General features: G+C 72.4%; 17 protein-coding genes, 1 rRNA gene and 1 riboswitch. Of the genes, 4 read left to right on the plus strand and 14 right to left on the minus strand.

Going from position 1 to position 21,350, the window contains the following annotated elements; all coding sequences use genetic code 11:
• Positions 1-35: 35 nt before the first annotated feature.
• Complete coding sequence (locus ACFVUH_RS23145; protein ID WP_355368996.1) at positions 36-1,541, minus strand: glutamate--cysteine ligase; 1,506 nt, start codon at positions 1,539-1,541, stop codon at positions 36-38.
• A gap of 363 nt (positions 1,542-1,904) precedes the next feature.
• On the opposite strand from ACFVUH_RS23145, the gene ACFVUH_RS23150 reads away from it, so the two are divergent.
• The gene (locus ACFVUH_RS23150) at positions 1,905-2,525 is read left to right on the plus strand and encodes a hypothetical protein (RefSeq protein WP_355368998.1); all 621 of its coding nucleotides are present in this window, start codon (positions 1,905-1,907) and stop codon (positions 2,523-2,525) included.
• 390 nt (positions 2,526-2,915) lie between these two features.
• Positions 2,916-3,107, plus strand: coding sequence for a DUF5999 family protein (locus ACFVUH_RS23155; RefSeq protein ID WP_266273201.1), 192 nt, complete (start codon positions 2,916-2,918; stop codon positions 3,105-3,107).
• 111 nt (positions 3,108-3,218) lie between these two features.
• Here ACFVUH_RS23155 and gcvP read toward each other — a convergent pair whose 3' ends face one another.
• Positions 3,219-6,119 carry an aminomethyl-transferring glycine dehydrogenase gene (gene gcvP / locus ACFVUH_RS23160; protein WP_387915159.1) on the minus strand — a complete coding sequence of 967 codons (2,901 nt, stop codon included), beginning with the start codon at positions 6,117-6,119 and terminating at the stop codon, positions 3,219-3,221.
• 240 nt (positions 6,120-6,359) lie between these two features.
• Positions 6,360-6,463, minus strand: a riboswitch (glycine riboswitch).
• A 215-nt stretch (positions 6,464-6,678) separates the two neighbouring features.
• Between gcvP and ACFVUH_RS23165 the strand changes: the two genes are divergently transcribed.
• Positions 6,679-7,812 (plus strand): DUF2382 domain-containing protein, encoded by a 1,134-nt coding sequence (locus ACFVUH_RS23165; RefSeq protein ID WP_387915160.1) that lies wholly within the window; start codon positions 6,679-6,681, stop codon positions 7,810-7,812.
• 156 nt (positions 7,813-7,968) lie between these two features.
• A complete protein-coding gene (locus tag ACFVUH_RS23170; RefSeq protein WP_355369005.1) occupies positions 7,969-9,459 on the plus strand; it encodes an MFS transporter in 1,491 nt (496 codons plus the stop codon).
• A 136-nt stretch (positions 9,460-9,595) separates the two neighbouring features.
• Here ACFVUH_RS23170 and ACFVUH_RS23175 read toward each other — a convergent pair whose 3' ends face one another.
• From ACFVUH_RS23175 to rrf, 12 genes are all read right to left on the minus strand, one after another.
• Positions 9,596-10,993, minus strand: coding sequence for a DNA polymerase IV (locus ACFVUH_RS23175; protein ID WP_387915161.1), 1,398 nt, complete (start codon positions 10,991-10,993; stop codon positions 9,596-9,598).
• A 52-nt stretch (positions 10,994-11,045) separates the two neighbouring features.
• Entirely contained in the window at positions 11,046-11,750 is a 705-nt protein-coding gene (locus ACFVUH_RS23180) for a vancomycin high temperature exclusion protein (protein WP_387915171.1), read from the minus strand.
• A gap of 134 nt (positions 11,751-11,884) precedes the next feature.
• Positions 11,885-12,547, minus strand: a complete 663-nt coding sequence (locus ACFVUH_RS23185) for a MerR family transcriptional regulator (protein WP_355369009.1) — start codon at positions 12,545-12,547, stop codon at positions 11,885-11,887.
• Between the two features lie 260 nt (positions 12,548-12,807).
• A complete protein-coding gene (locus ACFVUH_RS23190) occupies positions 12,808-13,284 on the minus strand; it encodes a bifunctional nuclease family protein (protein ID WP_030062493.1) in 477 nt (158 codons plus the stop codon).
• A gap of 86 nt (positions 13,285-13,370) precedes the next feature.
• The gene (locus ACFVUH_RS23195) at positions 13,371-14,066 is read right to left on the minus strand and encodes a MerR family transcriptional regulator (RefSeq protein WP_387915162.1); all 696 of its coding nucleotides are present in this window, start codon (positions 14,064-14,066) and stop codon (positions 13,371-13,373) included.
• A gap of 179 nt (positions 14,067-14,245) precedes the next feature.
• Entirely contained in the window at positions 14,246-15,118 is an 873-nt protein-coding gene (locus ACFVUH_RS23200; RefSeq protein ID WP_355369013.1) for an FHA domain-containing protein, read from the minus strand.
• Positions 15,119-15,233: 115 nt separating this feature from the next.
• On the minus strand, positions 15,234-16,262 hold the full coding sequence (locus ACFVUH_RS23205; protein ID WP_387915163.1) for a DUF881 domain-containing protein: 1,029 nt from the start codon (positions 16,260-16,262) through the stop codon (positions 15,234-15,236).
• 55 nt (positions 16,263-16,317) lie between these two features.
• Positions 16,318-16,650 (minus strand): small basic family protein, encoded by a 333-nt coding sequence (locus ACFVUH_RS23210; RefSeq protein ID WP_344340336.1) that lies wholly within the window; start codon positions 16,648-16,650, stop codon positions 16,318-16,320.
• Positions 16,647-17,780, minus strand: a complete 1,134-nt coding sequence (locus ACFVUH_RS23215) for a DUF881 domain-containing protein (protein WP_387915164.1) — start codon at positions 17,778-17,780, stop codon at positions 16,647-16,649. The genes ACFVUH_RS23210 and ACFVUH_RS23215 overlap by 4 nt, the downstream gene beginning before the upstream one ends.
• Before the next feature lie 141 nt (positions 17,781-17,921).
• Complete coding sequence (locus tag ACFVUH_RS23220; protein WP_355369017.1) at positions 17,922-20,417, minus strand: mannose-1-phosphate guanyltransferase; 2,496 nt, start codon at positions 20,415-20,417, stop codon at positions 17,922-17,924.
• A gap of 124 nt (positions 20,418-20,541) precedes the next feature.
• On the minus strand, positions 20,542-21,162 hold the full coding sequence (locus ACFVUH_RS23225; protein WP_355369019.1) for a CDP-alcohol phosphatidyltransferase family protein: 621 nt from the start codon (positions 21,160-21,162) through the stop codon (positions 20,542-20,544).
• Between the two features lie 97 nt (positions 21,163-21,259).
• Positions 21,260-21,350 (minus strand): 5S ribosomal RNA (gene rrf, locus ACFVUH_RS23230); the annotation flags it as partial.

The raw sequence follows: 21,350 nt of genomic DNA on the forward strand, positions 1-21,350 counted from the left end.
ATCCTTCCACAGCGCGCCCGGCGGGCCCGGGGGTCCTACCCCACCGGCCAGGTGTGCACCGGCTCGCCGCCGCGCATGTGCTCCATGTACCGCCGGGTCATCGCCGCCAGCGCGGCCGACCGGTCCATCCCGTACTGCTCGCGCAGCCGGTGGAAGGTCGCGACCTGCCAGGACGCCCCGTTGACGCGGCGCAGACAGCGCTGCTCGATGATGCCGAGGTAGCGGTCCCGGTCGGCCGGCTCCACACCCCACGCGTCCAGGCCCTGGTAGGCCATCGGGAGCAGCTCGTTGAGCACCAGATCGACGGCGGAAACGGTGGTCAGCCCGCCGCCGCGCCCGGCCCGGCCCTGCCGCGGCCACTGGAACACCGCGTCGACGCCGTACCGGGCCGCCTGCTGGAAGTTCTCGTCGGCCCGCTCGAACGGCAGCCTGGTCCAGATCGGCCGGGGCTGCTCTGCCAGCACCCGCACCACGCCGTAGTAGAACGCCGCGTTGGCGAGCGTGTCGGCCACGGTCGGCCCGGCGGGCAGCGCCCGGTTCTCCACCCGCAGGTGCGGCACCCCGCCGCTGACGTCGTAGACCGGCCGGTTCCAGCGGTAGATGGTGCCGTTGTGCAGCCGCATCTCGGCCAGCCGCGGCACACCGCCGGAGGCCAGCACCTTGGCCGGGTCCTCGTCGTCGCAGATCGGCAGCAGCGCCGGGAAGTACCGCAGGTTCTCCTCGAACAGGTCGTACGCCGAGTCCACCCAGCGCTCGCCGAACCAGGTGATCGGGCGCACGCCCTGCGCCTTGAGCTCCGCCGAACGGGTGTCACAGGCCTGCTGGAAGAGCACCGGCCGGGTCTCCCGCCACAGCTCCCGCCCGAACAGGAACGGCGAGTTGGCGCCGAGCGCGAGCTGCGGCCCGCAGATCGCCTGGGCGGCGTTCCACACCGAGGAGAACCGCTGCGGCGTCACCTGGAGGTGCAGCTGGAGCGAGGTCGCGGCGGCCTCGGCCACCATGGTGATCGACTCCAGCTGGAGGTGTTCGACGCCCTCGATGTCCAGCGTGATGTCCTCGCCGCGGGCGGCCAGGATCTGGTCGCTGAGCAGGCTGTAGCGCTGGTTGTGGGACATCGCGTCGAGCCCGGTGTGGTCGAGCTCCAGGGTCGGCAGGATGCCCACCATCACGATCCGCGCACCGGCCTCGGCGGCCCGCCGGTCGGCGTACTTCAGCCCGGTGTCGAGCTCCTCGCGCAGCTCCTCGAAGACGTGCCCGAAGAGCCGGTGCGGCGCGATGTTGACCTCGATGTTGAAGCGGCCGAGCTCGGTCTGGAAGTCGGCGGAGCCGATCGAGGTGAGCACCTGGGCGTTGTTCAGCAACGGCAGGCCCTGCTCGTCGGCGAGGTTGAGCTCGATCTCCACGCCCAGGACGCCCTTGGGGCGGTCGAAGCGGTCCTCGCGCAGCATCCGGCCGAGCGCGTCCAGGCAGGACTGGAGCTTGCGCCGGTACATCTGCCGGTCCGAAAGGTCCGCCCGGGTCGCCACGACCTTCTCGCCCATGGTCTCCTCCTCAAGAGCCGGCCGGCCCCCGACCGTGCAAGCATCATGCCCACCCCGAAGATCGATACCCGAAAGCTTCGATTGGCTTGCATTGCAAGGAAACTGATGCTGTTTCAGCGCATCTGCCGACTTGCCCGGTGCCACCGCCTGTGATAAACAGGTCACCCTGCGCACCTGTTCGAGTAGAATTCGCACTGCGCCACGGCCCGGCCGCCCATCGCCGCGAGATCCGGCGACAACGGCCGCGCCGGCACCGCGATCCTGCCCAACCGGACAAGGCCCAGGTCCCGTCACCGCCGACGCACCAGCCATGCCGGTATGCCGCACTCGCACGCCGATCTCGCACGGAGAGGCGACCTTGCCATGACTCTGCAGACCCCCCAGCCCCCGCCCAGTGCCCTGCGCGCGGTTCTCGCCGCGCTCGACTCGGAGACCGCGCTGCGCCAACCCGCCGCCGCCGCGCTGCGTCATCCGACCGGGCCGCTCCTCCCCGCGCACCCGCTCGCCGTCCACGTCCTGGAGGGGCCGCGGGCCGAACTCGCCGCCGCCCGGCGGACGGGGTGGCGCTTCCTCATCAAGGACGGCACCGAGGTGGCCGCCGCCGCCGAAGTGGTGCAGGGGGCGGAGGGCCACACCTTCTCCCACTTCACCGCCGGTCCGTACCTGGACTCCACGCTCCGGGCGCTGCGCGAGGCCTGGCAGCTCGCCCAGTCCGCCCGGTTCCGCTGCCAGCCGCGGCTGCTGACCTTCCCCGGTCAGTACGCGACGGCCCTGTGGCTGCACAGCCCGGACGGCGCCCCCGGCACCGACCTGCTGATCCCGCTGGCCCCGGCACCGATGGGCGTCACCGCGCACCGCGCCCACCCGGCCGTCGAGCTGCTGCCGCTGCTGGCCCGCACGCCGGTCGCCCGGACCACGATCGACCCCCGTCCGCTGCTGCTCGGCGCGACGGACTCCGCCCGGCTCGCCTCCGGGGCGCACTGAGGGCCGGCCCGCGGAACCCCCGCCCGACCCGTCCTGCGAACCGTCGCCCGACCCACCGTCACTCGGACGGCCGATCCGGACGGGTCATCCGGCATGGCCCTTCCGGGTCGTCCGCCGGATGGCCCGTCCGGTGCCGCCGACGACCCCCGACCACCTGAACGGGTGATCTCTGCCCGGGGGTTGTGGCGCATGTCACGAAATCGCTGCGCTCGCGCCCCCGGATGCCGACACTGGGAACCAGCGTGGAAGGACCTCCTGTCCTACCCACATGAGCGCCGGTCCACACCTGGCCCGGCGCCCGGACAGAATCCGACCACCGCGGCGACGCCCGCCGGCCACCGGCGACACCGCGTCACGGGGAGGATCGCAGAGCGAAGCGAGGGTACGCGTATGTGCCAGCACCGTCCTGAGTGCCCGTCGGCCGAGTCCGAGGACCGCGAGGCCGCCGTCCCGGTGGCCTGTCACCCGGAGCAGGGGTGGAGCCTGCTCTGCAACGGCGTCCTGCTGTTCGAGGACACCGGTGAGCTGCTGCCCGACGGCCGGGTGATCGCCCCGCGCCGTCCGGCCGCGAGCGCGGTCTGAGCCGCCGGGACGCCACGGGGGAACGAGCGCGACGGGCAGGGCCCCGGCGGACGGATCCGCCGGGGCCCTGCCGTGTGCCGTGCGCCGGTCCGGCGCCGGACGCCCTGCGCGTCAGACGCCGTACTCGTCCAGCGGCGGGCAGGAGCAGACCAGGTTGCGGTCGCCGTACGCGCCGTCGATGCGGCTGACCGGGGGCCAGTACTTGTCCGCCGGGTTCACGCCGGCCGGGAAGACCGCCTCCTGACGGGTGTAGCCGTGCGCCCAGTCGCCGGCCAGCTCGGCCGCGGTGTGCGGGGCGTTGTGCAGCGGGTTGTCCTCCGCCGCCCACTCGCCCGAACCGACCTTGTCGATCTCGGCCCGGATCTCGATCATCGCGTCGCAGAAGCGGTCGATCTCGTAGAGGTCCTCGGACTCGGTCGGCTCGATCATCAGCGTGCCGGCCACCGGGAACGACATGGTCGGCGCGTGGAAGCCGTAGTCGATCAGGCGCTTGGCGATGTCGTCCACCGTCACGCCGGTGTCCTTGGTGAGCGGGCGCAGGTCGATGATGCACTCGTGCGCCACCAGGCCGCCGGGGCCGGTGTAGAGCACCGGGAAGTGCGGGGCCAGCCGCTTGGCGATGTAGTTGGCGTTCAGCACCGCGACCTGGGTGGCGCGCTTGAGGCCCTCGCCGCCCATCAGCCGGACGTACGACCAGGAGATCGGCAGGATGCCCGCCGAGCCCCACGGGGCGGCCGAGATCGGGCCGACACCGGTGGCCGGACCGGCCTCCGCCTGGAGCGGGTGGTTGGGCAGGTACGGCGCGAGGTGCTCGCGCACCGCCACCGGGCCGACGCCCGGGCCGCCGCCGCCGTGCGGGATGCAGAAGGTCTTGTGCAGGTTCAGGTGCGAGACGTCCGCGCCGAACTTGCCCGGCTTGGCCAGGCCGACCAGCGCGTTCAGGTTGGCGCCGTCGACGTACACCTGGCCGCCGGCCTCGTGCACCAGGCCGCAGATCTCGGTGATCTGGGTCTCGTACACGCCGTGGGTGGACGGGTAGGTGACCATCAGCACGGCGAGGCTGTCGCGGTGCTGCTCGATCTTGGCCTTCAGGTCCTCGACGTCGACGTCGCCGTCGACCAGGGTCTTGACCACGACCACGCGCATGCCGGCCATCACCGCGGAGGCGGCGTTGGTGCCGTGCGCGGAGGACGGGATGAGGCAGACGTCGCGCTGGGTGTCGCCGTTGGCGTGGTGGTAGGCGCGCACGGCCAGCAGGCCGGCCAGCTCGCCCTGGGAACCGGCGTTCGGCTGGATGGAGACGGCGTCGTAGCCGGTCACCTCGACCAGCTGCCGCTCCAGACCGCGGATCAGGGTGAGGAAGCCCTCGGCCTGGTCGACCGGGGCGAAGGGGTGCAGCTGGCCGAACTCCGGCCAGGTCACCGACTCCATCTCGGTGGTCGCGTTGAGCTTCATGGTGCAGGAGCCCAGCGGGATCATGCCGCGGTCCAGCGCGTAGTCCCGGTCCGACAGGCGGCGCAGGTAGCGCAGCATGGCGGTCTCCGAGCGGTGGCTGTGGAAGACCGGGTGGGTGAGGTACTCGTCCTCGCGCAGCAGCGCGGCGGGCAGCGCGTCGGCGCCCTCCGCGACCTCGACGCCCTCGACGCCGAACGCGGCCCAGACGCCCGCCAGGTGCTCGCGGGTGGTGGTCTCGTCGGTGGAGACCGAGATCCGGTCCGCGCCGTCCTGGAAGACGTTGATGCCGTTGGCGCGGGCGGCGGCGGCGATCTCCGCGGCGCGGCCGGGGACGACCGCGGTGACGGTGTCGAAGAACTCGCCGTGCAGCAGCTCGACGCCGCCGGCCCGCAGGCCCTCGGCGAGTGCGGCGGCGTAGCGGTGGGTGCGGCGGGCGATGTCGGCCAGGCCGTCCGGGCCGTGGTAGACGGCGTACATCGAGGCCATCACGGCGAGCAGCACCTGGGCGGTGCAGATGTTGCTGGTGGCCTTCTCGCGGCGGATGTGCTGCTCGCGGGTCTGCAGGGCCAGCCGGTAGGCGCGGTTGCCGTCGGCGTCGACCGAGACACCGACCAGGCGGCCGGGCAGCGAGCGGGCGTACTCGGCGCGCACCGCGAGGTAGCCGGCGTGCGGGCCGCCGAAGCCCATCGGCACGCCGAAGCGCTGGGAGGTGCCGCAGGCGATGTCGGCGCCGAGCTCGGCCGGCGACTTCAGCAGGGTGAGGGCGAGCAGGTCGGCGGCGACGGCGACGATCGCGCCCAGGCCGTGGGCCTGCTCGATCAGCGGGGCGAGGTCGCGGACCACGCCGCTGGCGCCGGGGTACTGGAGCAGCACGCCGAAGACGCCGCGCTCGGCGATCTCGGCCGGGATGCCCTCGGACAGGTCGGCGACGACCACCTCGACGCCGGTCGGCACGGCGCGGGTGTTGATCACCGCGACGGTCTGCGGCAGGGTCTCGGCGTCGACCAGGAAGACACCGCCCTTGACCTTGGTGACGCGGCGGGCCAGGGCCATCGCCTCGGCGGCCGCGGTGCCCTCGTCCAGCAGGGAGGAGCCGGAGGTGGGCAGGCCGGTCAGGTCGGAGACCAGGGTCTGGAAGTTGAGCAGCGCCTCCAGGCGGCCCTGCGAGATCTCCGGCTGGTACGGCGTGTACGCGGTGTACCAGGCCGGGTTCTCCATGACGTTGCGCAGGATCACCGGCGGGGTGAAGGTGCCGTAGTAGCCCAGGCCGATCATCGACGTGAGCACGGTGTTGCGGCCGGCCAGCTCGCGCAGCTCGGCGAGGACCTGGGCCTCGCTGCGCCCGGCGGGCAGGTCGAGCGCGGTGATCGAGCGGATGGCCTCGGGGACGGCGGCGGTGGCCAGCTCGTCCAGCGAGGCGTACCCGACCTGGGCCAGCATCTTCTCCTGCGCGGCGGCGTCGGGGCCGATGTGGCGGTTCTCGAAGGGGCTGGCCTGTTCGAGCTCGGTGAGGGTCGCGGGGGTCGTGGGGCGTCCCGAGTTCGGCTGGGCGTTCATGGTGGTCGAGGCCTCCTGGTCACGGACCGGCGGGGGTGCGCACGCCCGGCGCCCCGCCGCTGCGGACAACAGCGGAGCGGCCCGGTCGGACGAACCCGACAGGCCTCCCCCTCTGTCATCGGGACCTGAGAGCTTCGCCCGCGCGGAGCGCCGTGGGACGCCCCGCCGGCTTGCACCGTCGGTGAGGGTGGGGTCCGCCGGCTCCCTCGCCCGCGATCCTGCCCTGCTTTCCAGAGTGACCTATCCCGCACGGTACGGATGCCTGAGAGATTCCGGGGAGGAGTTGCTCCTTCGGCGCCACGACCAGCGGCTTCCGCTGTCGAGGACTCTCCCGAGCGGGCTCGGCGGTCGCGCCCAGGGTACCAGCGGGAGGCACCGCGATCACGGGTGCGTCAGGTCCTTCGGCGACTTCACCGCTGTCAGCGGCCGTGCCCCGGTCGGCGCAGCCCCGGGCCCGTCCGGCCGCATCCCGCTCGCGCGCGCCCGTTTGATGGCTTTTGGTGTGAAGTGGCGCTGTCCTGCGGGCGTTTCCGCGAGCTCACCGCACTGGAGGAAAAGAGTGCAGACCGACATCGACCCCCGGGACCTCATCGGCCACAAGGCGGTGGACCGCAACGGGGACAAGATCGGCACCATCGACGAGGTGTACCTGGACGACTCCACCGGCCGCCCCGAGTGGGCCGCCGTCCGGACCGGCATCTTCGGCCGCGACGCCTTCGTCCCCCTGACCACGAGCGAGTTCTCCGGCGACGAGCTGCGGGTGCCGTACGACAAGTCCCTGGTGAAGGAGTCACCGGACTTCGGCGTGGGCCAGCACCTGTCGCCCGCCCAGGAGCTCCAGCTCTACCGCTACTACGGGCTGGACACCCCGGCGGAGGGCCGGCCATCGGCGCCGGGCGAGGGCCCGTCGGAGAAGCCGGCCGACCTCGACTTCGGCACCACCGCGGGCACCGGCCCCACCGCCGCGCCCGCGAGCCCGCCCGTCCCGAACGGGACGGGGGCCCCGAACGCGACGGCCGCCACCAACGGGACGGGAGCGGCCGGCGGCACCGACGCCTCGCGCCCGGCCAAGCAGCTCACCTTCCACCGGGCGGCCGATCTCGACAAGCCGGCCGACGCCACGCCCGAGACCCGGGTGCGGACCTTCGCCGCTCCCCCGGCCGCGCCCACCGCGCCCCACCCCGCCACCGAGCCGCAGCCGCGCCCCGCGCGGCGGCCCGAGACCGGCCCGTCCGCCTCCTCCCCCACCGGCCCGCTGGAGATCACCTGCCGCGAGGAGCGCCTGGACGTCACCACCGAGTGGCACGTGATCGGCACCGCGAAGCTGCGCAAGTACGTGACCAGCGAGCAGGTGGAGCGCCGGATCCCGGTGGTCCGCGAGCGGGTCCGGGTCGAACGGGTGCCGGTCGGCGAGGCCGAGCGGGCCGCGCTCGACGAGAAGGAGATCGCCGAGGCGGTGGAGGAGGTCACCCTGCGCGAGGAGCGTCCGGTGGTCCGCAAGTACCTGGCGCCGGTCGAACGGGTCCGGCTGGTGGTCGAGCGGTACAGCACCGAGGAGGTCGTCCGCGAGGAGCTGCGGCGCGAGCAGGTCGAGGTCCACGACAACGCCGCGGCCACGCCGGCCTTCCCGACCTCGCCGCCGCCCGCCGCGCCGGCCCCGGCCCGGCCCGCTCCGGACCGCCCGCTCGTCTGACGGCGGACTCCCGCTCCGCCGTACCGCAGGACCCCGGCCGCCCCCGGCCGGGGTCCTTCCTTTTTACCAAGGCTTAACCAATGAATATTTGACACACTGAAGTATCCCCCTGCATGGTTACTTCAGTTCATTCACTATGTACGGGAGGAAGCAACCGTGAGTGAGGCACCACAGCCCACCACCGCGGCCGAGAAGCAGAGCAGCGCCCGGGTCCTGCCGGCCCTCATCCTGGCGATGCTGTCGTTCAGCGTGGTGCAGACCGCGGTCGTCCCGATCCTGCCCTCGCTCGCCAAGGAACTGAGCGTCTCCGGCTCCAGCATCACCTGGCTGATGACGGCCAACCTGCTGTCGGCCGCCGTGCTGACCCCCCTGCTGGGCCGCTTCGGCGACCTGCGCGGCCGCAAGCCGATGCTGCTGATCTCGCTCGGCGGCCTGGTCGCGGGCTCCGCCCTCGCGGTCTCCACCCACTCCTTCACCTGGCTGGTCGTCGCCCGCGTGCTGCAGGGCGCCGGCGGTGGCGTGCTGCCGCTCGCCATCAGCATCGTCCGCGACGAACTGCCCAAGCAGAAGGTCACCGGCGGCGTCGCCGCCATCAGCGCCTCGATGGGCGTCGGCAGCGGCCTCGGCCTGGTCGCCACCGGCCTGCTGCTGGAGCACTGGAGCTACAAGTCGATCTTCTGGATGGGCCTGGTCTTCGGCCTGATCGCGGTCGCCCTGGTCGCGCTGCGGGTGCCCACCGACCCGGTCACCGACAAGGACGGCGGCGCCGACCCGCTCGGCGCGATCGCCCTCGCCGGCTGGCTCTCCGCCCTGCTGGTCGCCGTCAGCCAGGGCAACCACTGGGGCTGGACCTCCACCAAGACCCTCGGCCTGTTCGCCGTCGCCGCCGTGGTCGCCCTGATCTGGGGCGTCATCGAGGTCAAGGTCGCGCACCCGCTGGTCGACATGAAGATGATGTCGCGCCCCGCCGTCGCCTTCACCAACCTGGCCGGCCTGCTGATCGGCTTCGGCATGTACGGCTCCTTCATGGTCATCAGCAACTTCGCCCAGACCCCGGAGAAGCTCGCCCACTACGGCTTCACCGCCACCGTGCTGCACGCCGGCGTGATGCTGCTGCCCTCCGCCCTCGGCTCGATGGTCGCCGCCCCGCTCGGCGCACTGCTGATCGCCCGCCGCGGCCCGCGCCTGCCGCTGGTCCTCGGCGGCGTCCTCGGCGCCGTCTCGATGGCCTACCTGGCCCTGCGGCACAGCCACGAGGGCGACATCTACCTCTCCTCGGCGATCTTCGGCCTCGGTATCGGCCTCGCCTTCTCGGCGATGCCCGCCTACATCAACGGCGCCGTCCCGGCCGAGCAGAGCGGCATCGCCAACGGCATGAACGCCGTGCTGCGCACCGTCGGCGGCGCGATCGGCACCGCCGTCATGGCCGCCGTCCTCACCGGCGACACCATGAAGCTGCCGATCCCGGTCTCGCTTCCCACCCTGGACGCCTACCGGCACGCCTTCTGGACCGCCGCCGTGGTCTGCGCCGTGGCCGGCGCCGTCCCGTTCCTCATCCGCTCCGTCAAGCCGGTCACCAGCGTGACCACCGGCAGCCCGGCGGCGGACCTGACCTCCGGCCGGGAGCCGGTGAAGACCGACGCCTGACGAGGCGTCCGGCCCCGCGCCCAGGGACAGGGCGCGGGGACCGGACCCGGACGGTCGCCGAGGGCATCGCGACCGTCCGAGGCCCGGAACGCACGCGGCCCCACCCGGCCCCCCGCCGGGTGGGGCCGCTTCGCGCCTAAGCGTCGTCCTCCCGCTCCTCCGTCGCGCCCGGCCATCCCTCGCGCAGCGGCAGCGGCCGGGCCGGCTCCAGCGCGGGATCCTCGATCACGAAGGTCCGCACCCGCCCCGGCCCGCTCCACGGCGTCTCGAAGCGCACCGTCACCCGCCCCACCCCGCTGCCCTGCACCCACCCCGGCCCGAGCTCCGCGTGGTGGACGTCCTGCCCCGGCAGCCAGCGCCGCACCGCCACGGCCTCCTCCTCGACCGCCTCCGGCTCCTCCTCGGCCCCGGCCCCGGCGGCCTCGGTCTCCTCCCGGACGGCCTGCGCGAACAGGTCCTCCTGGGTGTAGTCGGCCAGCTGCGCCACCCCCACGCCCAACAGCCGCACCCCGCCCGTGATGTCCACCTGCGCGGCCAGCCGCCGGGCGGTCTCGACGATCACCGCCTCCTCGTCCGTCGGACCGCGCAGCGTCTCCGAGCGGGTCAGCGTGGAGAAGTCGAAACGCCGGACCTTCAGCACCACCGTGCGACCCGAGCGCCCCGCCCCGCGCAGCCGCCGCACACAGCGCAGCGCCAGCGCCTCCACCTCGCGCAGCACCCGGTCCCGGTCCGCCAGGTCCACCTCGAAGGTGTCCTCCACCGAAACCGACTTGGCGTCCTGGTCCGCCACCACCGGCCGGTCGTCCAGGCCTGTCGACATCTGGTGGACACCGGCCCCGTGCGCCCTGCCCAGCAGTTGCACCAGCTCCGGTTCCCCCGCCTCGGCGAGCTCGGCCACCGTGTTCAGCCCCGCCCGGCGCAGCACCTGCTCGGTGGCCGGGCCGATCCCCGGCAGCGCCCGCACCGGCATCGGCCCCAGCACCGCCCGCTCCTGCCCCGGCTCGATCAGCACCAGCCCGTCCGGCTTGGCCTGCTCGGAGGCGATCTTGGCCATCAGCTTCGAGCCCGCCGCCCCGACCGAGGCGGTCAGCCCGGTGCGCCGCTCGATGTCCGCCCGCAGGTCCTCCGCCAGCGCCAGCACCAGCCGCTCCCCCGTCCCGTGCTCCGCCTCGGCCAGCACCGGGCCGTACGGACCGGCCTCCAGGTCGACGAAGGCCTCGTCCAGGCTCAGCGGCTGCACCAGCGGCGACAGCTCCCGCAGCAGCGCCATCACCAGCTCGCTCACCTGCCGGTACGCCTCGAAACGGCCGGCCAGGAAGGCCGCGTTCGGGCAGAGCCGACGCGCCTGCGCCATCGGCATCGCCGAGTGCACCCCGAACCGCCGCGCCTCGTAGGAGGCGGTCGACACCACCCCGCGCCCGCCCAGTCCGCCGACGATCACCGGCTTGCCGCGCAGGCTCGGCTTGGCCGCCTGCTCCACCGACGCGAAGAAGGCGTCCATGTCGAGGTGGATGATGCTCGGCAGTGACCGCACCCGCCGATCATGCCCCACGGGTGCGACAACGCCGCCGAACCCGGCCGCCCGCTCAGCGCGCCGACTGCTCCGGCCCCACGTCCGCCAGCGCCTGCGGTATGCCCGGCTCGCGCGGGCCGAGGAACAGCGGGTCCGGCCGCAGCCAGGCGTTCAGCGCCGCCTTCCCGGCCCCCGGGATCTCCCGGAACCCGCCGTACAGCCAGGTCGCGTCCCGTACCTCCGGCACCCCCACCGCGTAGGACTCGATGCCCGCCGCCTCGCACAGCGCCAGCGCCCGCCGGACGTGGAAGTCCTGGCTGACCAGCACCGCCCGGTCCACCCCGAAGATCCGGTGCGCCCGGGTGCAGGAGTCCCAGGTGTCGAACCCCGCGTAGTCGCCGACCACCCGCACCTCCGGCACCCCGTGCTCGATCAGGTACCCGCGCATCGCGTCGGTCTCGTCGTAGCTCGTCCGGCCGTTGTCACCGGTCACCAGGATCGCCTGGACCTTCCCCGTGCCGTACAGCTCCACCGCCGCGTCGAGCCGGTGCGCAAGGTACGGCGAGGGCTTGCCGTCGAACAGCCCGGCGCCGAACACCACCGCCACCGGCGCCGGGGGCGCGCTCGCCACCGTGCCGACCCGGTCCCCCGCGGCGAGCCACAGCCAGGCGCTCGGCGCGAGCGCCAGCGAGCAGCCGAGCGTCACCAGCTGGAACAGCCGCCGCTGCACCGGCCGCCGGCGCAGCCGCAGACCGAGCCGCACCGCCCTGCGCGCCACCAGACCGGGGATCCCGTCACCGAACCGCCGCACATGCCCTCCCTCGTCCCGGCTCACCGGGCACGACGACGCCGTGGGCCCGGACGGTTCCCCGTCCGGGCCCACGGCGTCCCTCGAAGTCCTTGGGGCGTGTCCTAGACAGCCCGGTTGCGCCGCTGCGCCAGCTCGTCCGCCGGATCCTGGCCGACCACCGTCTCGCCGGTGTCGGTGCGCTCCCCGTGCAGCCGCACCAGGGTCAGCTCCAGCTCCCGCCAGACCGCTCCGACCGCGATCCCGAAGACCCCCTGGCCGCCCTTCATCAGGTCGACCACCTGCTGGGGCGTCGTGCACTCGTACACCGTCGCGCCGTCGCACATCAGCGTCAGCCCGGCCAGGTCGGCGATCTCGGCGGCCTGCAGATGGGCGACCGCCACCCGGATGTTCTGCAGCGAGACGCCGGCGTCCAGCAGCCGTTTGACGATCTTCAGCAGCAGGATGTCGCGGAAGCCGTAGAGCCGCTGGCTGCTCGCCGGGTACACCGAGCGGACGCTGGGCTCCAGCAGACCGGTGCGGGCCCAGTAGTCCAGCTGGCGGTAGGTGATCCCGGCCGCCGCGCAGGCGGTCGGGCCCCGGTAGCCGATCAGCTCGGACGTCGGCGAGAACCGCTCCAGAGCCGGCTGGCCGGGCTGTACCGCCGGGAACCGTCCCACCCGCGGCAGCTCCGCCGTCCGGGGCAGTTCGGTCACCGTTCGGGTGGTGCGCGGCAGGTGCACGGCGCACAGGCCTCCCGTGGCCACTTCATCGCCAGTGCCGGTCATGCCTACCTCCGTCCACTCGTGCTGCGGGCAACCCAGACCGCGGGCGTCGGACACCCGGGCAGCCCCTCCTGACGGTAGGCAGTCCCCCATGGCCCGTCAACGATCGCCACGCCGGGCCGAACAGACCGCGTCACCCAGGAGAGTGGTTTTTCGTGCCCCTAGTGTGGGTAGGTGGAGGCATTTTGGCAAAACAGCCGCACCGCTTACGGCACTTCGGCCTTCCGGCCGGCTTCCGCAGCGCCCCCGGGCCGCCCCGCGCCCTACTGCGGGCCGCCCCCGCCGAAGTCCTCCGGCGACACCTGGTCGAGGAACTCGCGGAACTTCTCGACCTCGTCCTCCTGCTCGTCCGGGATCGCGATGCCCGCCTCCGCGAGCACCTCCTCGCTCCCGTAGATGGGGGTTCCGGTGCGCAGCGCCAGCGCTATCGCGTCGGACGGCCGGGCGCTCACCTCCACCCCGCCGGCGAAGACCAGCTCGGCGTAGAAGACGCCCTCGCGCAGATCGGTGATCCGGACCTCGGTGAGCTGCTGGCCGAGCGCCTCCAGGACGTCCTTGAACAGGTCGTGCGTCAGCGGGCGCACCGGCGTCATGCCCTGCTGGGCGAAGGCGATCGCGGTCGCCTCGCCGGGGCCGATCCAGATCGGCAGGTAGCGATCGCCCCCGACCTCCCGGAGCAGCACGATCGGCTGGTTGGAAGGCATCTCCACCCGGACACCCACGACGTCGAGCTCATTCACACAGGCAACCCTATGGCTCCCGACCCGGATATGAAAGCGCAGCGCCGACGCCGCTGGTCAGCGGGGTGGGCACGAAGGGGCGGCCGTTACGAACGGATCCGCAGGCCGGCCTGGACCATCGCGGCGTGCAGCCGGACGGACAGCGTCGCGAGCTCCCGGGCGGTGGCCTCGGCGTGCGCCCGGGTCTGCGGGTTGCGGTGCCGTCGCAGCGGCGCCACCACCTGTTCGACCAGGGTGACCTCCCGGTCCGCGGCCGCCTTCATGGCCCGCAGGTGGCGCGGCTCGAGCCCGAACCGGCCGAGTTCGGCGACCAGCCGGGCGACCTGCAGCGCCTCGCCGTCGTAGCCGCCGTCCGGCCCGGGGGCGACCAGTCCGTAGGACTCCCACTCGGCCAGCTCGGTCTCGCCGGCCTCGGCGGCCGCCAGCAGCTCGGCCCGGCCCAGCCGGACCCCGGCGGAGGCCTCGGCCGAGGCGGTCAGCTCCCGGTCCGCCTCCTCCAGCGGCCCGGGCCGGGTGTCCGCGGCCCCGGGCAGCGCCGGCGGGCTCTCACCGCGCTCGATCGCGTCGAGGTGCTCGCGGATCACCCGCAGCGGCAGGTAGTGGTCGCGCTGCATCCGCAGCACGTAGGCCAGCCGCTCGACGTCGGCCGGGCTGAACTTGCGGTACCCCGAGGGCGTGCGCTGCGGCTCGACCAGCCCCTCCGCCTCCAGGAAGCGGATCTTGGAGATGGTGACCTCGGGGAAGTCGTCGCGCAGGAAGGCCAGCACGGCGCCGATGCTCAACAGCTCGTCACCGCCGCGCCGCCGCCCGGCGGGCCGGTCCGGCCGGAGCGGCTGCCTGGGGGCCGCGACCACCCCCCGCGCGCCCTGGTCCGGCCGGGGGCCGGACGACGCGGGGGTGGTCGCCCCGAGAGGAGAGGAAGTGCTGTTCGGACTCACTCGGGCTCCTGCCGACGTTGGTTTCAGTACCCCCGGTTGTGGCTGGCGAAGAAGACCAGCCGGTACTTCCCGATCTGCACCTCGTCGCCGTTGTTCAGGGCGACCTCGTCGATCCGCTCCCGGTTGACGTAGGTGCCGTTGAGGCTGCCGACGTCGGCGACGGTGAACCCGCCGCCCGGCGTCCGGCGGAACTCCACGTGCTTGCGGGAGACCGTGACGTCGTCCAGGAAGATGTCGCCCTGCGGGTGACGGCCGGCCGTCGTCTTGTCGGAGTCCAGCAGGAACCGGCTGCCCGAGTTCGGGCCGCGCTGGACGATCAGCAGGGCCGAGCCCGGGGGCAGGGCGTCGATCGCGGCCAGCACCTCGGCCGAGAGCGCCGGCGTGCCGGTCCCCGTCGTGGTGTTGGGGTCGTAGGACTCCAGACCGGAGATCGAGATGGTCGAGGTGGTCTCGGCCGCCCCCTCGGGCAGCAGCCCGCCGCGCAGCGCCGTGCCGCAGTTGGAGCAGAACCGGGCCGAGGCCGGGTTCTGGTTGCCGCACCTGGGGCACGGAGTGGGGCCAGCCATGTTCACAGCCTCCTGGCGCGGCACACCCGACGGGTTGTGCCCGGCGTACGGGTCCGGGGCAAACCCTCCACCAGAGGTTGAGGGTCCTGTCGGGAAACCTATGCGCGGGGCGCCGGAGGGGTCAACCGACGCGCCGTAGCCCGCCTGATTCCCCGCGTACTGGGCACCGTCCCGGAACAGCGGACGCTCGGCGTACTCCGCGCCCTCGGGGGCGGAGCGCATGCCCGGCACGGCGGGCTCGTCGTCCCGGCGGTGCAGCGCGGTGGGCGCCTCCGCCGCGGCCGCGTTGCGGCCCTTGTTACGACCGAACAACTTCGAGAAGAAACTCACGGGCGAATCCCCTTGCGTGTGACAGACCCGCCCGTGGGGCAGGGTGAGAACCTCGGACAGGATGCGGGCCCGGTCGTGGATCGGGCCGGCTGGAGCGGCGCTCCGAACGTGACGGTCACTTCGGAGCCGGTTTGGCGTACTGCGGCGTCTTCGGATCGACGATGGCGTCGACGACCACCTTCTGCTGCGGGGAGATCGTCGCGCGAGCCTGGTGGCTCTCCAGGGTACGGACCACGCCTCCCGGAATGTTCAACGCGGGCGTGAGGTCCTGCGGGTTCCCCACGACGGTGAAGCGGTAGGGCGCCGAGACCTTCTTGCCGTCGATCTGCACACCGCCGCCGGACACGTCCGTGAAGTAGGTGTTGACCACCACGCGCACATCGTTGATCTGAATCGCCTCCGCCCCCGCCGCTCGGAGTTCCTGCAGGGTGTCCAGCAGCATATCTGCCTTCACCTGCCCTTGGGGATCATCGACCGTCAGTACGATGCCCGGACCGGTGGCCCGGACGGTCCCGGCGAGGACGCCGAGTTCCGTCGCCTTCTTCCTGGTCTGCTCCTGGGCCTCCTTGGCCTGGTTGGAGCTGTTCTCCAACTTGGCCAGGGACTGCTCCAGCTCCGCCTTCTCCTGCTGGAGACGCTGCTGCCGGCTGTCCAGTTCGTCGAGGATGCGGACCAGGTCCTCCTGGCGCGCGCCGCGCAGCTGGCTGTGGTGGTCGTTGGTCGAGCGGACCTGGATCGCCAGGCCCAGGCCGAGCGAGAACAGCAGCAGGGCCACCACCAGCTGACCGCGCGACAGCCGCGGCGGCCACAGCGCGGCCATCAGCCGGCGCCGCCCGGCGTGCCGGTCGACGGTGTGGGCGGACACCGACATCGGAGCGTGCTCGGGCTCCTCCAGGTCGTCCTCGGGCTCCGGCTCCTCCTCGGCCTCCGGCGCCACGGCGTCCGACCCGGCGTCCAGGACGGGCGTCCGTGCCGTCACCTCCGGCGCACGCGCGGGCGCGGGCGTCACCCCGGGGGCGCGCCCGGGACCGGACGGGACGACCACGGCCACGGGCCCGACCGCGGCCACGGGCTCGGCCTCGGGCTCGACCGGCGCGCCCACCGCCTCGACCTCCGACCTTTCCCCTCGCTTCTCGTCCTGCACGACTTCTCCCGCCGATCCGTCCACTTTCTCCTCCGCCGCGCGCCCGCGGTCCTGCTCAGGCACGGAAGACATGGCGCCGGATCGCCGCGGCGTTGGAGAAGATGCGGATGCCCAGCACGACGACCACGCCCGTGGACAGCTGCGAGCCGACGCCCAGCTGGTCTCCGAGGAAGACGATCAGCGCCGCCACCACCACGTTCGAGAGGAACGAGACGAAGAACACCTTGTCGTCGAAGATCCCGTCCAGCATCGCGCGGACGCCGCCGAACACCGCGTCCAGCGCCGCCACCACCGCGATCGGCAGGTAGGGCACCACGGCGTCGGGCACCTCGGGCTGGACGAAGAGTCCGACGACGACCCCGATCACGAGACCCAGTACGGCAATCACGGTGTAGCGGCTCCTGTCGCTGCGGCGGGCGACCCGGTGGTCGCGGTGGGCGGGTGGGAGGTGGTGGTCCTGGTGGGCGGGGCACTCGGCGAGCGCTTGCCGCTCGCCTTCGGCGACGGCGAGGCCTCGGCGGACGGGCTTCCCGTCGACGGCGCGCCGGCCGTGGGGCTCCCGCTCGGGGCGCCGGTCCCGCTCGCGCCCGGACTCGCGCCCGGACTCGCGGAGCCGCTCGCGCTCGCGCTCGGCGAGGCCTCGGGGGTGGCGGGCTGGACGGTCCGCAGCGTGACGCCGACGGCCGCGGGCAGCGTGAGGCTCTTCTGCGGCGAGATCGTCGACTTGATGCCGTACTTCTCCTGCAGCAGCCGCAGGTACTGACCCGCCATGGCGTTCTCGAAGGCGCTCACCATCCGCGGCCCGTCCCCGAGCGCCTGCACCGTGTACGGCGGCACCAGCGGCCGGTTGTCCACCAGTACGGCCTCACCGGCCGCGCGGATCGCCGAGAGCGCGGTGAGCCGCTGGCCGTTGATCGAGACGGCCTCCGCGCCCGAGGCCCAGAGTCCGTTCACCACCAGCTGCAGATCGCGGTCGCGCAGCCGCCCGCTGTTGGAGAAGCCCTGGCCGGCGCGCGGGTCGACGTTCCCGCCCGCACCGGTGCCGGCCGCGTCCTCCACCACCAGCTTCACACCGGGCCCGGTCACCTCGCCGAGGCCCACCGCGCCGACCACCGCCGCCGCTTCGGTGTCGCCCGAGGCGAGCGCCTGCTGCTGGGTGGTCTCGACCTTCCGGCGCAGGTCCTGGACCTGCTGCTGGAGGTGGTCGGCCGAGCCGTTGGCGTCGTTGATCCGGTGGATCAGCGCATCGCGCTCCTTGGCGAGCGTCGGCTCCGCCTTGTGCGCGTTCACCGCCCCGACCGTGACGACCGCGCCGACGAGCGCCAGTCCCGCCCCCAGCGTCAGCGCCCCGCGCAGGGTCCCCGGTATCCGGTACGGGCCGTCCCCGCCCCGCGCGGCCGCCGCCTCGGCGTAACCCTCGTCCAGGCTGTGGTCCATCACGTTGGTCAGCAGGGACATCGAGGCATCCGGACGGCTGAACCGTCCACTGCTGGCACCCTGCCCCGGCGTCGCTGACATGGGGACCATCGTCCCATGTCGCGCGAGGGCCCGGCGCACGCCCCCTGACCTGCACACATGCCAAACCCGGCGGACCATGACCAACCGCCCGAAACGGACAGCGGGGCGGGACGGCCACCGCCGTCCCGCCCCGCCCCGGGCTCACCGCCCGGCGCCGTCGACCACCGCCGCCCACTCGTCGAGCAGGGCCTCGCTCGCCGCGTCGTCCGGGCCCTCGGCCCACAGGTGGGTGACCGCCTCGGCCGGGTCCGGCAGGACCAGCGTCCAGCGCCCGTCCGTCTCCACCACCCGGACGCCGTCCGTGGTGTCCAGCCGCCGGCTGCCGGCCGCCTCCACCACCGAGCGCATCACCATGCCCTTCGCCGCCCACGGCGTCGCGATGTCCCGCCGGCGGATGTGCGCCTGCGGGATCCGCGCGTCGATCTGGCTCAGCGTGAGCTGGGTGCGGGCCACCAGGCCGACCAGCCGGACGAACGCCGCCGCCCCGTCCAGCACCCCGCTGAACTCGGGCACCACGAAACCGCCGCGCCCGTCGCCGCCGAACACCGTGCCCTCGGCGGAGGCCGCCTTGGCCAGGTCGTCCGGCGTCGTGGTGGTCCAGATGACCTGGGTGCCGTGGTACGCCGCGACCTGCTCGGCGATCCGGGTCGTCGTGACCGGCAGCGCCACCTGCCCGCTCCGCCGCTCGGCCGCGACCAGGTCCAGCAGGACCAGCAGCGCCCGGTCGTCGTCGATCACCCGGCCCAGCTCGTCCACGAAGGCCACCCTCTCGCCCACCGGGTCGAAGCGCACGCCGAAGGCCGCACGCGAGGAGGCGACCAGTTCCCCGAGCCGGGCCAGCCCGGCCCGCCGCTCCTCGGCGTCCTCGGTGGGCCGCGACTCGTCGAGCCCGCTGGAGACGGTCAGCGCCTCCACCCCGAGCCGGCCGAGGATGCTCGGCAGGACGAGCCCCGCACTGCCGTGCGCGGTGTCCACGACCACCTTCAGCCCCGCCTCCCGCACGCCCGTGATGTCCACGGTCCGCAGCAGGTTGCCCGCGTAGGAGTCGAAGACGCTGGACGGGAAGGTGAGGTCGCCGATCTCGCCGGGGAACGCCCGGCGGTACTCCTGCCGCGCGTACACGCGGTCGAGCTTGCGCTGGCCCGCCTGGGACAGGTCGGCCCCCCGCTCGTCGAAGAACAGGATGTCCAGCGAGTCCGGCACCCCGGGGGTGGTCCGCAGGAAGATCCCGCCCGCGCTGCCCCGCGCCGTGTGCTGCCGGGCCACCGGCATCGGCACGTTCTCCAGGTCGCGGACGTCGATCGCGCTGGTCTGCAGGGCCGAGATCATCGCCCGCTTGAGCGCGCGCGCACCACGCGAGTGGTCACGCGCGATGGTGACGGTCGCCCCCTTCTTCAGCGTCGTCGCGTACGCCCCGGCCAGCCGGACGGCCAGCTCCGGGGTGATCTCGACGTTGAGGATGCCGGAGACGCCGCGCACCCCGAACAGGTGCTCCTGCCCCCGGGACTCCCAGATCACCGAGGTGTTGACGACCGCGCCGGCCTCGATCGTCTTGAACGGGTAGACCCGGACGTTGGCCGCGATGATCGACTCCTCGCCGACCAGGCACTCGTCCCCGATCACCGCGCCGTCCTCGATCCGCGCGGCCCGCATCACATCGGTGTTCTTGCCGACGACGCAGCCGCGCAGATTGCTCTGCGGCCCGACGTACACGTTGTCGTGCACGACCGCTCTGTGCAGGAAGGCGCCGCGCTTCACCACCACGTTGCTGCCGAGCACGGTGTGCTCGCGGATCTCCACCCCGGCCTCGACCTTGGCGTAGTCGCCGATGTACAGCGGACCGCGCAGCACCGCCTCCGGGTCCACCTCGGCGCCCTCGGCCACCCAGACGCCCGGGGAGATCTCGAACCCGTCGAGCTCGACGTCGACCTTGCCCTCCAGGACGTCCGCCTGGGCCTTGCCGTAGCTCTCGTGGGTGCCCACGTCCTCCCAGTAGCCCTCGGCCACGTAGCCGTAGACCCGCTTGCCCTCCTTGAGCAGCTGCGGGAACACGTCACTCGACCAGTCCACCGATTCGCCGGCCGCGACGTAGTCGAAGACCTCGGGCTCCATCACATAGATGCCGGTGTTCACCGTGTCCGAGAAGACCTGCCCCCAGGTCGGCTTCTCCAGGAAGCGCTCGACCCGGCCCTCGTCGTCGGTGATGGTGATCCCGAACTCCAGGGGGTTCGGCACCCTGGTGAGACAGACGGTGACCAGTGCGTTCTTACTGCGGTGAAACTCGATCAATTCCGAGAGGTCGAAGTCCGTCAACGCGTCGCCGGAGATCACCAGAAAGGAGTCGTCCTTGAGAGCGTCCTCGGCGTTCTTGACACTCCCCGCAGTGCCTAGTGGGGTCTCCTCGTTCGCATAGGTGAGATGCATGCCCAGCTCTTCGCCGTCACCGAAGTAGTTCTTCACCAGTGAGGCCAGGAACTGGACGGTCACGACGGTGTCGGAGAGACCGTGCCGCTTCAGCAGCCGAAGCACGTGCTCCATGATCGGCCTATTGGCGACCGGAAGCAGCGGCTTCGGCATGCTGGAGGTCATCGGGCGAAGTCGAGTGCCTTCGCCCCCTGCCATAACAACGGCTTTCATTACGGGTGCGTCCTCCTTCGCGGTGGTGGGCCCTGCGGGTCCATCAAACCGTTCCAGAGGTGGTCTACCCGGAAGGTATGGTCCGACGCACCGTGGCGTCGTGGGAATTCTCTCAGATCACGTCTCAGACCGTGGACACCGAGGAGCCGGCGTCGCCGCGGATGATCTGCCGCGCCTGGACCGCGTAGAGAATGGCGGCCCACCAGTAGAGCACCGTGCCCCACCAGATGAACGCCCAGCTCACGACCTCGGCCGGCTGCGCGATCCAGGTGTCCCCGGAACCGAGCAGCAGAAGCGGAAAGGCGTACATCAGATTGAATGTCGCGGCCTTCCCCAGGAAACTCACCTGCAACGGTCCGTAGCCGTGCCGGTTGAGAATCGGCAGAAGCGCCGCGATAAACACCTCACGGGCCAGCAGGATCGCCGTCAGCCACCACGGCAGGATCTCACGCCAGGTCAGACCGACCAGGGTGGAGAACACATAGAGCCGGTCCGCCAGCGGGTCGAGCAGCTGCCCCACCCGACTGATCTGACCCCACCGCCGGGCGAGTTTCCCGTCCAGGTAATCACTGATGCCACTGAGCATCAGAATCAGCAAGGCCCAACCGTCGTTGTTCGGTCCGTCGAACACCGGCCAGAGGATCAGCCAGAGGAAGAGCGGAACACCGACCAGCCGGCCCATGCTCAGCAGGTTGGGGATGGTGAGGACGCGATCGGTCTGGACCCGCGTCTCCTGGACCTCCACCCGGGGGCCTCCTGTCACGTATAGCAACTACTGCATGTTGACCTTACAACAGAGAAGCCCCCGACCGATGACCGGCGGGGGCTTCTCCAGAATATTTGTTCGGCGGCGTCCTACTCTCCCACAGGGTCCCCCCTGCAGTACCATCGGCGCTGTGAGGCTTAGCTTCCGGGTTCGGAATGTAACCGGGC

The organism is Kitasatospora sp. NPDC058032 (assembly GCF_042885845.1).
Classification (GTDB): Bacteria; Actinomycetota; Actinomycetes; order Streptomycetales; family Streptomycetaceae; genus Kitasatospora.